The sequence below is a fragment of the Actinomadura sp. NPDC048032 genome, from assembly GCF_040653175.1.
Taxonomy (GTDB): Bacteria; Actinomycetota; Actinomycetes; order Streptosporangiales; family Streptosporangiaceae; genus Spirillospora; species Spirillospora verrucosospora.
Genome location: NZ_JBEZJP010000199.1, coordinates 1 through 13,613 on the forward strand (window position 1 = coordinate 1; position 13,613 = coordinate 13,613).

At 74.5% G+C, this 13,613-nt stretch carries 11 protein-coding genes and 2 pseudogenes; 5 read left to right on the forward strand and 8 right to left on the reverse strand.

Features of this window, described 5'->3' with window-relative positions; genetic code table 11:
• Together AB0C69_RS24105 and AB0C69_RS24110 are read right to left on the reverse strand one after the other, a co-directional pair.
• Positions 1–338, reverse strand: a pseudogene (locus AB0C69_RS24105) (DNA polymerase Y family protein); the annotation flags it as partial.
• On the reverse strand, positions 335–1,129 hold the full coding sequence (locus tag AB0C69_RS24110; RefSeq protein ID WP_360357151.1) for a hypothetical protein: 795 nt from the start codon (positions 1,127–1,129) through the stop codon (positions 335–337). The gene AB0C69_RS24110 and the pseudogene AB0C69_RS24105, both read right to left, overlap by 4 nt.
• 146 nt (positions 1,130–1,275) lie before the next feature.
• Between AB0C69_RS24110 and mtnA the strand changes: the two are divergent.
• Together mtnA and AB0C69_RS24120 are read left to right on the forward strand one after the other, a co-directional pair.
• Positions 1,276–2,079: pseudogene (mtnA, locus tag AB0C69_RS24115) on the forward strand (S-methyl-5-thioribose-1-phosphate isomerase); the annotation flags it as partial.
• Positions 2,080–2,149: 70 nt separating this feature from the next.
• Positions 2,150–2,314, forward strand: coding sequence for a hypothetical protein (locus tag AB0C69_RS24120; RefSeq protein ID WP_360357170.1), 165 nt, complete (start codon positions 2,150–2,152; stop codon positions 2,312–2,314).
• 13 nt (positions 2,315–2,327) lie between these two features.
• Here AB0C69_RS24120 and AB0C69_RS24125 read toward each other — a convergent pair whose 3' ends face one another.
• Both AB0C69_RS24125 and AB0C69_RS24130 read right to left on the reverse strand, forming a co-directional pair.
• A complete protein-coding gene (locus AB0C69_RS24125) occupies positions 2,328–3,626 on the reverse strand; it encodes a serine hydrolase domain-containing protein (RefSeq protein WP_360357154.1) in 1,299 nt (432 codons plus the stop codon).
• Positions 3,627–3,735: 109 nt separating this feature from the next.
• On the reverse strand, positions 3,736–5,865 hold the full coding sequence (locus AB0C69_RS24130) for a M28 family peptidase (protein ID WP_360357157.1): 2,130 nt from the start codon (positions 5,863–5,865) through the stop codon (positions 3,736–3,738).
• 128 nt (positions 5,866–5,993) lie between these two features.
• On the opposite strand from AB0C69_RS24130, the gene AB0C69_RS24135 reads away from it, so the two are divergent.
• Entirely contained in the window at positions 5,994–8,234 is a 2,241-nt protein-coding gene (locus AB0C69_RS24135; RefSeq protein WP_360357159.1) for an ATP-dependent RecD-like DNA helicase, read from the forward strand.
• On the opposite strand, the gene AB0C69_RS24140 is transcribed toward AB0C69_RS24135, so the two are convergent.
• Genes AB0C69_RS24140 through AB0C69_RS24155 form a run of 4 tightly spaced genes read right to left on the reverse strand, consistent with a single transcriptional unit; the run spans position 8,225 to position 11,712 of the window.
• Positions 8,225–9,010: an MBL fold metallo-hydrolase gene (locus AB0C69_RS24140; protein ID WP_345182472.1), complete on the reverse strand. Its 786-nt coding sequence runs from the start codon at positions 9,008–9,010 to the stop codon at positions 8,225–8,227. The genes AB0C69_RS24135 and AB0C69_RS24140 overlap by 10 nt on opposite strands.
• A gap of 11 nt (positions 9,011–9,021) precedes the next feature.
• Positions 9,022–9,585, reverse strand: coding sequence for a TetR family transcriptional regulator (locus AB0C69_RS24145; RefSeq protein WP_353834764.1), 564 nt, complete (start codon positions 9,583–9,585; stop codon positions 9,022–9,024).
• A 31-nt stretch (positions 9,586–9,616) separates the two neighbouring features.
• Complete coding sequence (locus AB0C69_RS24150) at positions 9,617–10,159, reverse strand: NAD(P)H-dependent oxidoreductase (protein ID WP_360357163.1); 543 nt, start codon at positions 10,157–10,159, stop codon at positions 9,617–9,619.
• A gap of 17 nt (positions 10,160–10,176) precedes the next feature.
• Positions 10,177–11,712: an ABC transporter substrate-binding protein gene (locus tag AB0C69_RS24155; RefSeq protein WP_360357165.1), complete on the reverse strand. Its 1,536-nt coding sequence runs from the start codon at positions 11,710–11,712 to the stop codon at positions 10,177–10,179.
• A gap of 165 nt (positions 11,713–11,877) precedes the next feature.
• Between AB0C69_RS24155 and AB0C69_RS24160 the strand changes: the two genes are divergently transcribed.
• Positions 11,878–13,320, forward strand: a complete 1,443-nt coding sequence (locus AB0C69_RS24160) for a hypothetical protein (RefSeq protein WP_345182480.1) — start codon at positions 11,878–11,880, stop codon at positions 13,318–13,320.
• 82 nt (positions 13,321–13,402) lie between these two features.
• Positions 13,403–13,564 carry a hypothetical protein gene (locus AB0C69_RS24165; RefSeq protein ID WP_360357167.1) on the forward strand — a complete coding sequence of 54 codons (162 nt, stop codon included), beginning with the start codon at positions 13,403–13,405 and terminating at the stop codon, positions 13,562–13,564.
• The last annotated feature ends 49 nt before the right edge of the window (positions 13,565–13,613 follow it).

Consider the following 13,613-nt stretch of genomic DNA (forward strand, 5'->3'; position numbering starts at 1 on the left):
GCCACCTCCCCCCCGAAGAACCGGGCCGGGCCGCGCGCCGGGATGGCGCACAGGCCCGGCCGCACCACCTCCACGCGCGGCGTCAGCTCCGCGACCGCCTGCGCCACCGCCTCGAAGCGGCGTCCCTCCGCGTCGGTGTCGCGCTCGCGCACCACCAGTTCCGGGCACCGCCGCTGGGCGTCGCGGATCCGCTGCCCGCGCCGCACACCCTCGGCCCGGGCCGCCGCCGAGCAGGCCGCCACCTGTCCCCGCACGACCACCGCGCCCGGGGCCGCCGCGTCGATGCCGACCGCGGTGACCGGCCAGTCGGGGCACCACGCCGCCAGGACCCTGGTCACGCGATCCCCTCCTCGGCCGGCACCCGCACGAGCGGCGGCGGGCCCGACGGCCGCGGATGGACGGGCGCGCCCGCCGCCACGGCACCGGGCACGAGCTCCAGCGGCGGCCGCGCGGTCTCCACCGGCCGGACGGTGCCGTCGGGCGCGGGGAGCCACAGGCTCGCGCGGCGGCCGGCGCCGGGGGCGTCGCGCCCCTCGGCGACGACCTGGACGCGGCGGCCGGTGAGCCTGCCGTGCCCGCCGGCGAGCCCCTCCCAGACCGGGTCCTCCACGCGGAGGCGGAGCCGGGTGCCGGGCCAGTCGCGGGCGAAAGCGCCGGTCAGCGTGAGGACGCAGCCGTGCTTGCGGGCCAGCGCCGACAGCCGGCGGACCGCGGCGGCGCCGGGACGCTCCGGCGGGCACAGCAGGACCAGCTCGACGGCCTCGGCCAGGGCGGCGACCACGTCCGGCCAGCGGTCGCCGGGCTCGTCGACGAGCAGCAGCCGCTCGGGCGCGGCGCCCATGCCCGCCGCGGCGGCCACGCCGAACCCCGGCAGGCCGACGACCGCGCACCAGCCGCCGGCGCCGTCCTCGCCGCCGTGCCGGGACACGCCCGCGGCGAGGGCGAGGCCGAGGGAGGCGGCGCCGGGGCCGTCCAGGCCGACGACCGAGCCGGGGCGCAGCCCGCCGCCGGGGACCACGGTCCGCAGGGCGGGCAGCACCGGCACGGTCCCCGGTCCGGCGCCCGTGAGCGCCGCCGGGCCGGTGTCCTCCAGCGCCGCCGCAAGATCCCGCAGGGCCGTCTCCGGCACGCTCGCCCTCCTCTCGCATCCTCCCGCACAAATCTCGAACATGAGTTCGACCCGTGTCAAGTTGTCGCAGGTCACGCCGGGGGGCCGGGCACGTCCGAAAGCCCGATAGGGCCGGGCTTCACGGCATTTTTGGGCATGATGGAGATATGACGACCGATGTGCCGACCATCGAATGGACGGGCGACGCCCTGCGCCTGCTGGACCAGACCGTCCTGCCCCACCGGGTGGAGTTCCTCGCGGTCCGCGACGTCGACGCGCTCGTCGACGCGATCCGGCGGCTGGTGGTGCGGGGCGCCCCCGCGCTGGGCGTGGCGGGTGCGTTCGGCGTCGCCGTCGCGGTGCGCCAGGCCGAGCGCGAGGGCTGGGACGCCGCCGGGCGCGACGCCGCGATCGCCCGGGTCCGGGAGGCCCGCCCCACGGCGGTGAACCTGGCCGCCGGGGTGGACCGGGTCCTGCCGTTCGTCGCGCGGGGCGCCGACGCGGTGGCGGCCGAGGCCCAGGCCCTGCTCGACGAGGACGTGCGCGGCAACCGGGCCATCGGGGCCTTCGGCGCCGACTGGATCCTCGCCCGGGCGGGGGACCGGCCCCTGCGCGTGCTGACGCACTGCAACGCCGGCTCGCTCGCCACCGCCGGCTGGGGGACGGCCCTCGGCGTCGTCCGGGAACTGCACGGCCGGGGACGCGTCGAGATCGTCTACGCGGACGAGACCCGCCCCCTGCTGCAGGGCGCGCGGCTCACCGCGTGGGAGCTCGACCAGGCCGGGATCCCTTGCGTGGTGCAGGCGGACGGGGCCGCGCCGAGCACCGTCCTGCGCGGGCTGGTGGACGTCGCGGTCATCGGCGCCGACCGGATCGCCGCCAACGGCGACACCGCCAACAAGATCGGCTCGGTCGGCGTGGCGCTGGCCTGCCGGGAGGCCGGGATCCCGCTGGTGGTCGCCGCGCCGTGGAGCACGGTCGACCTCGCGCTCCCCGACGGCGCGGGCGTGCCGATCGAGGAGCGCGACGCCGGGGGAGGTCCTGGCCTGGGGCGGCGCGCGGACCGCCCCGGAGGGGGTGGGCGCGTACAACCCCGCGTTCGACGTGACGCCCGCCCGCCTCGTGACCGCGCTGGTCACCGAGACGGGCGTGCTGGAGGTCTCGGCGGGCGCCACGCCCGCGGCCGCCGCCGCGTCCCGGGTCTAGCTCCGCGGACGGGTCAGAAGTACGTGCCGAACAGGTCCGTGGACGGCCAGGTCGTCACCGCGTTCGCGACCTTGTGCAGCGGGGCGCTGAAGTCGTCGTACTCGTAGGTGAGCCCGGAGGGGTCGTCGCGCTGGTCGAACAGCAGCGCCCAGGTCACGCCGTCGTAGCGGCGCGTCACGATCGTGCTGGTTCCGTCGAGCGCGCCGGAGTGCCAGGTGTTCCGGCCGCCCGTCACGTCGCGCACGTACCAGCCGAAGCCGTAGTAGGACCCGCCCGAGTTCAGGCCCGTCTCCGGCTTGGCGAAGATCGAGTCGATCGAGGAGGAGTTCAGCACGCTCGTCCCGCCGTCGTGGATCCGGGTGAAGCGCACGTAGTCGACGGCGGACGCGAGCCAGCCGCCCATCGCGGTGCGGTTCTCCACGTTGAACGTGCCGTAGGGGGCCGGGAGGGTCGTCCCCGCAGCGTCGAACACCGACGGGCCGGTCCGCTGCGAGAAGTAGGGCACCTCCCCGGGCGCGCGGTCGGCCTTCAGCGACCGGCCGGGCCGCATCCGGGTGATCCCCATGGGGCCCAGCACGCTCTGCTGGACGTACTGCTCGTAGCCCATGCCCGCGGCCTTGGCGATGATCTGGCCGAGGAGCAGGTAGCCGTAGTTGCTGTAGGCGAACGTGGTGCCGGGGTCGTGGTCGAGCTTCAGGCCCGTCCCGTACTGGACCATGTGCTCCCGGGTGATCGGCAGCGGAACGCCCAGCAGCTGCGCCGTGGCGCGGTCGCGGTAGGTCGGGTCGCCGGAGACGTCGCGGTCCCAGCCGCCGAGGTGCTGCAGCAGCCGCCGCACCGTCACCTGCGCGAGACGCGGGTCGGCGGACTGGCCGGGCGGCGGCGTCAGCGTCAGCAGGTCGGTCACGGGCGCCGACAGGCTGAGCCTGCCGTCCTGGACGAGCCGGGCGACCGCCGTCGCCGTGACGGCCTTGCTGAGGCTGGCGAGCCGGAACAGCGACGTCGGCTGGACGCTCAGCGCCGCGTCGTCGCTCCAGGTGTAGCCGCGCGCGAGCACGAGCTTGCCCTTGCGCATGACGGCGAGCGACCCGCACGGGATGTTCCGGGCCTGCATCAGCGACTTGACGGCGCTGTCGAAGCCGCCGAGCCCGGCGCCCGCCGTCCCGGAGACCCGCCACGTCCGCGTGCCCGCCCGCGTCGCCGCCCGCTGGGTCGCCGTGCCGCATCCGCCGGCGAGCGCGGGCGCCGCGAGGCCGAGCCCCGCGGATCCCACGAGCCTGCCGAAGTCCCGCCGACTGAGCCCCTGCGCCATCGCGTCCCCTCCAGATCACCCGCCCCCACAAGATCCAAATGGGGTGCGCGGGGAAACTAACATGATCTTGAGGCGAGGTGGCCGGTTTCCGGCGGGAACGCCTTCCGGGTCACTCCTCCGGGGTGAGGGTGCGGGTGGCGGCCCGCAGTCCCTCGAACAGGCGGGCCTCCTGCTCCCTGGCGGCGCGGACGTCGCGGTCCGTGAACAGCGCGTCGTTCAGCCCGGGCAGCCGCTGCGTGGCGTAGCCAGTGTCGATCCCGGGCGCGTAGATCTGGTGCCGGTACCAGGGGCGGCCCGGCAGCCCGGCCCGCGCCAGCAGGTCCCGCTCCGTCTGCATGATCTTGTCGTTGAGGCGGCGGAACGCGGCCGTGTCGCCCTCGCGCAGTGCCTTCCCCGCGCGCGCCTGGAGCGCCTCCGCCGCCCGCTGCCACGCCCCGGCCTGCGCGATGTCGCGCGAGACGTCCACCACCACGGACCCGAGCCGCCTGCGCTGCTCGGCGGTGAAGTCGGCGAGGTACCGGGCCGTCTCCTGCGCGTACGGGCGGTAGCCCATCGCGATCACGTCGGCGTTGGCGAGCCGCAGCGCCGCGATGCCGGCCAGCCGCGCCATCGCCGCGTGGTACTCCCAGGACGGGTCGCCGAAGTGCTCCATCCAGTAGAAGTCGTCGCAGGAGCAGTGGTAGTTCCCGGACGATCCCGGCGACGCGGCGCCGACGTCCATGGCGGGCACGCCGTATCGCTGGAAGAACGCCTGGAAGTCCGAGCCGCCGCCGATGCGGTCGATCGGGGTCTCGCCGGCGTTCTGCGCCTTCCACGCCTCGTACAGCGTCCCGTCCGTGCCGGGCCAGAGAACCTCCTTGGAGGCGTCGATGACCGAGCGGTCCAGCGCGGGCGTCGCCGACGCGCCGAAATGCGAGCCTCCGGCGCCGTCCATGTTCACGTAGGCGACGGTGTTGCGGAGCAGGTCCGCGCGCTGCTCGGCGTACTCGGTGGAGCCGAACAGCCCGTACTCCTCGCCGTCCCACGTGGCCAGGACGACCGTGCGCTTAGGACGCCACCCCTTCTTGAGCAGCGTCCCCAGGGCACGCCCCACCTGGAGAACGTTCTCGGTGCCCGACAGGTTGTCGCTGCTGCCGTACACCCAGGAGTCGTGGTGCGCGCCGAGCATGACCTCTTGCTCGGGGTGCTCGCTGCCGGGGATCCGCACGATGACGTCCCACAGCGGGCGCACCTGGAAGGTGTTCTTCACATCCAGGTGCGCCTGCGTCCCGCCCGGCCCGAACCGGTACGTGAACGGAAGGCCGCCCTGCCATTCCTTCGGCACCTCCTTGCCCTTCAACGCGCGCAGCAGCGGTTCGGCCGCGCCGTAGGAGATGGGCGTGGTCGGGACCAGCCCCTTCAGCATCGGCGCCTCCGACGGCGGGACGCGCCGCGCGCCCTTCACCGACGGCCAGCCGGGCGTCTGGGGGTCCCCGGCCGCGAGCTGGATCTGCGCGATGCTGCCGCGCTGGATGCCGTCGGAGGCGCGCCACGGCCCGGCCGGGTACACCGGGCCGCGCGCGGACCCGTCGTCGGCCGGGTCGGAGTAGATGAGCACCGCCTTGGCGCCGCGCCGGGCCGCCTCGCGCGGTTTGATGCCGCGGAACACCGCCCCGTACCGGACGAGGACGATCTTGCCTTTGACCGAGACGCCGTTCCTGGCGAGCAGCGCGAAGTCCTCGGGGCGGCCGTAGTTGGCGTAGACGACCTCGCCCCGCACGTTCCCGGACGGCGACATGCCGTTGTGGGAGGGGACGACCTGGTCGTAGAACCGCTGCCACGGCCGCGGCTTCTCCTTGACCGGCAGGGTCCGGTGCCGCGGCGCCGTCATCTCGACCCGCACCCGCTCCGGCATGGACAGGTAGGCGTAGTACGTCCTGACCTCGGGCCTCAGGCCGTAGGACCGGAGGCGGGCGACGATCCGCCCGACGCGGTGCCGGTCACCGGTCGTGGTGGCCAGCGCGGGCTCGCGCGCCAGCTCGGCGTCCAGGTCGCGGGCCGTCCGCGCGGACGGGACGGCCGACAGCAGCCGCTCGTACCGGCGCTGCCACTGCGCGCTCTTCGCGGTGAAGCCCGCGATCGGACCGTCCTTCGCCGGGGCGGGGGGCGAGGCCGCGGCCGGAGCGGCCGCGAGCGCGAGGACGACGGACAGGGCGGGGCCGCCGGCCGCGGCCAGTGCCCGGGTTCGGGAGCGGAACACCGGTGATACCTCCCAGTACGCGTTGTATGGGTGCTGGTGTACGGGTGCGCCCGGAACGTATGTCGTGATCACGGGAAGATCCAGAACGTCTGCCGGATCCGGCCATCCCACCGGGCCGATCGGGCACCATGGTGGGCGTGCCGACCTCCCCGAACCCACCCGCCACGCCGCGTCCGGCGGAGCTGGAGGCGGTGCTGGAGCGGATCACCTACGCCAACGAGGACACCGGCTACACCGTCGCGCGCGTCGCGACCGCCAAGAGCGGGCCCGACCTGCTCACCGTCGTGGGCGCGCTGCTCGGCGCGCAAGTGGGGGAGAGCCTGCGCCTGGTCGGGCGGTGGCGCTCGCATCCGAAGTACGGCAAGCAGTTCGAGGTCGACTCCTACACGACCGTCCTGCCGGCGACGATCCAGGGCATCCGCCGCTACCTCGGCTCCGGCATGATCAAGGGCATCGGCCCGGTGATGGCCGACCGGATGGTCGGGCACTTCGGCACCGACATCCTGCGCGTCATCGAGGAGGAGCCGGAGCGGCTCGTCGAGGTCCAGGGCCTCGGCCCCAAGCGCACCAAGCGCATCGGGGACGCCTGGCAGGAGCAGAAGGCCATCAAGGAGGTCATGGTCTTCCTGCAGGGCGTCGGCGTCTCCACGTCCCTGGCCGTCCGCGTCTACAAGCAGTACGGGGACGCCTCGATCGACACCGTCCGCAAGCGGCCCTACCAGCTCGCCTCGGACGTGTGGGGCATCGGGTTCAAGACCGCCGACACCATCGCGCAGGCCGTCGGCATCCCGCACGACAGCCCCGAGCGCATCAAGGCGGGCCTGCAGTACACGCTGTCGGAGGCCGCCGACGACGGGCACTGCTTCCTGCCCGAGCCCAACCTCGTCACCGCGGCGGAGAAGATCCTCGGCGTCGGGCGGGAGCTGATCGTCCCGGCGCTCGACGAGCTGGCGGGCGAGGAGGGCGTCGTCCGGGAGCCGATCCCGGGGGACGGCGACGACGCCGCGACGATCCCCGCCGTGTACCTCGTCCCGTTCCACCGGGCCGAACGCTCCCTGGCCCGCGGGCTGCTGGAACTGCTCGACGCGCCCGCCGACCGGCTCAAGGCGTTCGCCGACGTCGACTGGGGCAAGGCGCTGCCGTGGCTGAAGCGGCGCACCGGCCAGGCCCTCGCCCCCGAGCAGGAGGACGCGGTCAAGCTCGCGCTGACGTCCAAGGTGGCCGTGCTGACCGGCGGCCCCGGCTGCGGCAAGAGCTTCACCGTCCGCTCGGTGGTGGAGCTGGCCGCCGCCAAGAACGCCAAGATCGTGCTGGTGGCGCCGACCGGCCGGGCGGCCAAGCGCCTCGCCGAGCTGACCGGCCACGAGGCCGCGACCGTGCACCGCCTGCTCCAGCTCCAGCCGGGCGGCGACCCCAGGTTCGACCAGGACAACCCCCTGGACGCCGACCTGGTCGTCGTCGACGAGTGCTCCATGGTCGACCTCATCCTGGCCAACAAGCTGGTGAAGGCGATCCCGCGCGGCGCGCACCTGCTGCTCGTCGGGGACGTCGACCAGCTCCCCTCCGTCGGCGCGGGCGAGGTGCTGGCCGACCTGCTCGGCGCCGAGGCCGTCCCGCGCGTCCGGCTGACGAAGATCTTCCGGCAGGCCCAGCAGTCGGGCATCGTCGTCAACGCGCACCGCGTCAACTCCGGCGAGCACCCCCACACCCGCGGCTACCCCGACTTCTTCCTGTTCCCCTGCGACGAGCAGGACGAGGCCGCCGAGCTGACGGTCGACGTGGTCGCCCACCGCATCCCGCGCAGGTTCGGCCTCGACCCGCGCCGCGACGTCCAGGTCCTCGCCCCCATGCACCGGGGCGCCGCCGGGGCGGGCACGCTGAACTCGCTGCTGCAGGAGGCGCTGACCCCGCACGACGACGCCCGTCCCGAGCGCCGCTACGGCGGCCGCGTGTTCCGCGTCGGCGACAAGGTCACCCAGCTCCGCAACAACTACGACAAGGGCGAGGCCGGCGTCTTCAACGGCACCGTCGGCGTCGTCACGTCCGTGTCCCAGGAAGAGCAGTCACTGACCGTCGTGACCGACGAGGACGAGAGCGTCGACTACGCCTTCGACGAGCTGGACGAGCTCGCCCACGCGTACGCGATCACGATCCACCGCTCGCAGGGCAGCGAGTACCCGGCCGTCGTCATCCCGCTCACCACCGGCGCGTGGATGATGCTGCGCCGCAACCTGCTCTACACCGGCATCACCCGGGCCAAGAAGCTGGTGGTCCTCGTCGGGTCGCGCCGGGCCCTGGCCGCCGCCGTCCGCACCGCCGGCGCCGGCCGCCGCCACACCGCCCTCACCCACCGCCTGTCTCAGAGGTAACGGGCCAGTTCCCAGGGGTCGTGGGCGCAGAAGATCTCGATGTCGCCGCCGCGCGCCAGGTCCCGCAGCCGGGCCACGTTCGCGAGGCGCAGCTCCCGGTCGACCTCGCCGCCCGCCTGGACGAGCTCCATCAGCGGGTGCACCACCGGGTCGGGGCGGTCGACCTCCCCGTGGTACATGTACGCGTCACCCGCGTGCAGCAGCCAGCGGTCGCCGTCGCGGACCGCCACGCCCGCGTGGCCCGGCGTGTGGCCGCCGAGGGGGACCAGCAGGACGTCCTCGGGCACGCCCTCCAGCGACCGGACGCCCTCGAAGCCGTGCCAGGTCTCGCCTTCGGCGCCCGCGTAGGCGACCCACTCCGGGCCGTGGGCGAGCTGGGCCGGGGTCTTGCCTCCGTCGGCGAGCTCCGCCTCGAACAGGTGGACCGCCGCGTCCGGGAAGTCGCTCAGCCCGCCCGCGTGGTCGCGGTGCAGGTGCGTGGGGACGACGTGCCGGACGTCGGCCGCCGCGTACCCGAGCGCCTCGATCTGCCGGACGGCCGTCGCGGACGGGTCGAGGGTCGGCCCCGCCATCTCCACCCAGTCGTCCAGCAGCCGCTCGGACGGGCGCTCGATGTCGCCGAGGCCGATGCCGGCGTCCACGAGCACGAGGCCGGCCGAGTCGGTCTCCACCAGCAGCACGTGGCCCACGGCCCGCGCGGGCCGCAGCGGGCTCTCCGGCCCGTCGGCCGGTTCGATCTCCCGCATGGGAGCGCAGTCGAGATGGCGGACGCGCATGGGGTTCTCCTTCAGAGCAGGTCGCCGAGCTGGCGGGTGACCTCGTGGATGACGGACACGTCGCGCCGGACGCGGGCCAGCATGACCGCGCCCTGGACCGACGACAGGACGAGCGCGGCCAGCGGATCGGCGCGCTCGTCCGGCACGCCCCAGCCGCGCAGGGCGGCCGCGATGCCGTCCTGCCACTCGGTGTAGGTGCCGTCGCAGGCGGCGCGGATGGTCTCGCTCTCGGCGGCCGTCTCCAGCGCGACCGTCGCGACCGGGCACCCCTTGCCGAAGCCGGACTCCAGCAGCGCGTTCGCGAAGTGGTCGCCGAGGGCCGCGAGGCCGGCCCTGCCGTCCGGCGCGGCGATCAGGGCGCCCGCGAGCGCCTCGCCCACCGCGCGGCCGGACAGCGCGACCGACTCCGACGCGAGCTGCTCCTTGCCGTCCGGGAAGTGGAAGTACAGCGAGCCCTTCGGCGCCCCGCTCTCCGCGAGGACCTGGTTGAGCCCGGTGCCGTGGTAGCCCTGCCGCTGGAACAGCTCCGCCGCCGTCCGCAGCACGCGCTCGCGCGTTTCGCCCCGAGGTGTCATGGGGCGATACTAGGTAGACTGGTCTAGTAAGTCAACGCCGGAGCGCGGCGTGCAGCGCCTCCATCGCCCCGGCGATCCGCGCGCGCGGCTCCGCGGTGCGGACCAGGCCGTCCTCGCCCACGTCCGGCCGGGTCACCGGGATGCGCGCGCACGCGGCCTCGACGATCTCGGTGCCCGCGTAGCCGAGCACCTTGCGCAGCGAGGCGTGCGCGTCGCCGCCGCCCGTGGGCGCCGAGGGGGAGGCCACGTTCAGCCAGGCGACGGGCTTCTCGTAGATCTCGCCGCCGCCGATCGTCCAGTCGAGCAGGTTCTTGAACGAGCCGGGCAGCGCGCCCGCGTACTCCGGGGTGCAGATCAGCAGGGCGTCCGCGGCGCCGATCGCCGTGCGCAGCCCCGCGACGGCCGGGTGCGGCGGCTCGCGGTCGTCGTCGGGATTGAAGTGCGGCAGATCGCCCATGCCGGCGTAGAGCGTCGCGTCGAGCCCGTCCGGCGCCACCGCCCGCGCGGTGCGCAGCGCCGCCTCGTTCGTGGACCCCTTGCGCAGGCTCCCGCAGAGCATCAGCACGTTCGTCATGATCGTCAGGCTACGCGTCAGTCTCCGACGGTCAGCCGGTCGAGGCGCAGGCCCGTGAAGGCGTCGGCGGTGACGCCCCGGGCGCGCTCGGACCAGACCAGGTGGTCGTGGCGGGACCACAGCGGCATCGCGGGCATGTCGCGCAGCAAGGCGCTCTCGGCGAGGCGCGCGGGGACCACGCCCTCCTCCGGGGTGGCCGCGCGCTCGGCCTCGGAGAGGAGGCCGGTCGCGTACTCGTCGTCGAGACCGGTTCCGGCGTCCAGCAGCGGCGCCAGCGCCGCGACGGGCGCGGGGTAGGCGGCGGTGGTGTGGACGACGAAGGGGCCGTCCACCTCGCGGGACTCCACGGCCTCGCGCAGGTCGGCGACGGGACGGGGGCGGGCATCGAGCTTCAGTTCCCTGCCGAGCTGGCCGGCGACGGCCTTCACCCACGCGTCGTCGCCCCGGCCCGCCTCGTACCAGAGGTTCAGCGGGCCCTTCAGCCCGCCCGCGTCGGCGAGCGCGGCGGCCGCCGCCTTGGAGTCGTGGACGCACAACCGGCACTGCCCCTCGCGGTGGCCGGGGCGGATGCCCGGCGCGACGAGCGAGTCGGCGGGGGAGTACTGGTGGCCGAGGGGCCCCTCGGTGACGGCGGACCGGTCGATCGCCATCGACAGCGCCGTCCGGACGGTCGGGGACGACAGCCGCTCCAGCCGGGCCGGGAACGCCAGGAAGGTGACGTCGCGGCCGGGGACCGCGAGGTGCCGGTCGCCGAAGTCGGCCTCCATCGACTCGTGCCGGTCCGGCGGCACGAGCGTGGCGACGTCGAGGTCGCCGGCGCCGGCGGCGGCGGCGGTGTACTGGCGCTTCGCGTCCGGCATCGCCCTGACGACCACGGACCGGCCCTCGCCCGACCGGCGGCGCAGGACGATCTCCCGCGCGCTCCGGGACGTCACCCGGAAGGGCCCGTTGCCGACCGGGGCGCGGCCGTAGGACGCCCAGTCGCGCGACGCCAGGACGCTCTCGGGCATCGGGAAGAACGCCGGGTCGCCGAGGAGGGCGGGGAACCCGCTGAGCGGGTGGTCCAGCGTCACCTCGAAGGTCCGGTCGTCCTTCACCTTCAGGCCCGGGACTTCGTCCTCGCCCGCGCGGGCGCCCTTGACCCGGGCGACGTCGGTGAACAGGCGCGACCCGGCCCAGCGCTCGCGCAGCACGGCCGTCCAGGCGCCGGTGAACGAGCGGGACGTGACGGGCGAGCCGTCCTGGAAGGTCGCGCCGGGGCGGAGCCGGACGGTCCAGACGCGCCGGTCCGGGCTGGTGACCGACTCGGCGGCGGCGTTCGCGGGCGCGCCGGTCTTCGCGTCGTAGGAGACCAGGCCCGTCCACACCGCGTTGGCGATCATCCGGCCGGAGGCGTCTCGGAGGTCGCCGGGCAGCAGCGTCGCGGGGGCCGGGGCGCCGACCGAGATCCGCGGGTCGGCGGGCTCGCTCCACGCCTTCAGGGCCGCGACCGGCGCCACCAGCACCGCCACGGCGCCGGCGACGAGGGCGGCGGTGCGGGCTGAGCTCTTCACTGGCCTCTCCCGGGAGCTGGGCGGTCCCAGGGGAGGGTAGACCACGGTGTCAGGTCCCACCAGTCCTCACGGTGCTGAGGCCATTTCGTGACCCGCCGACCTGTTGATCAAGAGCGCGGCGGCGGTCACACTGGCGCTTGCGAAGATCCATTCCGTGGAGGCGCGATGCTCCCCCGCACATCCTTTCCCTCCGGACGCCTGCTGCAGGGCGGCGTCGCGGTCGCGGCGTCCGTGGCGCTGATGGCCGGCAGCGCCTGGGCGTGCCCGCCCGAGCCGGAGAACACCAAGACGCAGACCGGGCAGGCCGCCGCCACCGCCGGCGAGGGCGCCGGCGGCCACGCCGGGCACTACCGCCGGGCCGCCCCCGCGAGCACGAAGTCCGAGGCGGTCAAGGGGGTGCGGCGCGTCGGCGGGGTCTCGGACGCCAAGGGCGCCATCTCCCTCATGTTCATGGACTACGGCCGGGGTCCGCACAAGCGGACGATCATGTACGCGACCGGCCAGTTCGGGCTGAAGGCCTACGACATCAGCGCCGACCCCCGCGTCCCCAAGCTGGTCGGGCAGCTGAACATGCCGGGCATGTGGGAGACCGAGGACACCGACTTCGACCCCAAGCGCAAGATCATCTACCTGTCCCGCGACCCGCGCGCGTTCGGCGGCACCACCGCCACCGGCGAGTCGGGCATCTACGTCGTGGACGCCTCCAAGCCGGAGAGCCTGCGCCAGATCACCTACGTGACGGTGCCCGCGGGGCACACGACGACCTGCGTGGACGACTGCAAGTACCTGTGGACGGGCGGCCCCGCCAAGGCCAGCTGGATGCCCGCGGACTGGGGCGGGCGCCCCGTCTGGGTCACCGACGTCCGCGATCCCGCCAAGCCGAAGGTCCACAAGGACCCGATCGACACGGGCCGCAACGACGGCAAGACCGACTACACCCACGACATCCAGGTCGACTCCGAAGGGGTCGCCTGGGCCTCGGGGCGCGGCGGCGTGCGCGGCTACTACACCACCGGCCGCCACTACGACCCGGTGAAGAGGAAGTGGCGCAAGGCCACCGCGGTCGACCCCGTCCCCTACGCGGGCGGCGGGCTGGACGAGGCCACCACCAACTCCACCTTCATGCACAACAGCTACCGGGCCGTGGGGCGGACCCGGGACCAGGCCGCCGACCCGCGCCGGTGGGGCGACGGGAAGCTGCTGTACGTCACCGAGGAGACGTTCAACGACGGCTGCGCCAACGACGGCCTGCTCGTGATCGCGTCGCTGAAGGGCTCCTACGGCGGTGAGGGCTGGCGGTCCACGCCGGAGCACAAGTTCCGCCTGAACACCGTCGCGACGTGGGGCGTGGCCGGCAAGGAGGGCAGCGACCCCGAGAGCACGGACTGCTCGGCGCACTACTTCGACGTGCGCGACGGCGTGATCGCCCAGTCGTTCTACTCGCAGGGCACCCGGTTCCTCGACGTCACGGACCCGACGAACCCGCGCCAGGTCGCCTACTACCGCCCGGCGGACGCCGCTTCCTGGCAGCCGTACTGGCACGGCAAGTACGTCTACGTCGCCGACAACACCCGCGGCGTCGACGTCCTGGAGCCCACCTTCCGCTGACCGTCCCACCGGGGCCCACGCCCCGCGCGAAGACCCGTCCCTATCCCCCCGGGGGCGGGTCTTCGCCCTGCTCGGGCCGGGTGTGGCGCGTCTCGATCTCGCCGGCGCCGCGCTCGGCGGCCGCGACCGCGGACCCGGCCGCCCGGCGCAGCTGCTGCCCGGCCTGCTGGACGACCTGGACGGGCCGGGCCCGCGCGTAGCCGAGCGCGACCGGGAGGGCGTCGAGCCGAAATTGATTAGGTAAGGGTAACCTAAGGCGCGACGGTCAAACCAGCGGGGTGGCGAGCACCGCC

Excerpts from the sequence above, each read along its gene's own strand:
- AB0C69_RS24125 (WP_360357154.1), bottom strand. The coding sequence starts at position 3,626 with ATGGCGCAGGGGCTCAGTCGGCGGGACTTCGGCAGGCTCGTGGGATCC.
- AB0C69_RS24150 (WP_360357163.1), bottom strand. The coding sequence starts at position 10,159 with ATGACGAACGTGCTGATGCTCTGCGGGAGCCTGCGCAAGGGGTCCACG.
- AB0C69_RS24140 (WP_345182472.1), bottom strand. The coding sequence starts at position 9,010 with ATGCGCGTCCGCCATCTCGACTGCGCTCCCATGCGGGAGATCGAACCG.
- AB0C69_RS24135 (WP_360357159.1), top strand. The coding sequence starts at position 5,994 with ATGGTGGGCGTGCCGACCTCCCCGAACCCACCCGCCACGCCGCGTCCG.
- AB0C69_RS24145 (WP_353834764.1), bottom strand. The coding sequence starts at position 9,585 with ATGACACCTCGGGGCGAAACGCGCGAGCGCGTGCTGCGGACGGCGGCG.
- AB0C69_RS24160 (WP_345182480.1), top strand. The coding sequence starts at position 11,878 with ATGCTCCCCCGCACATCCTTTCCCTCCGGACGCCTGCTGCAGGGCGGC.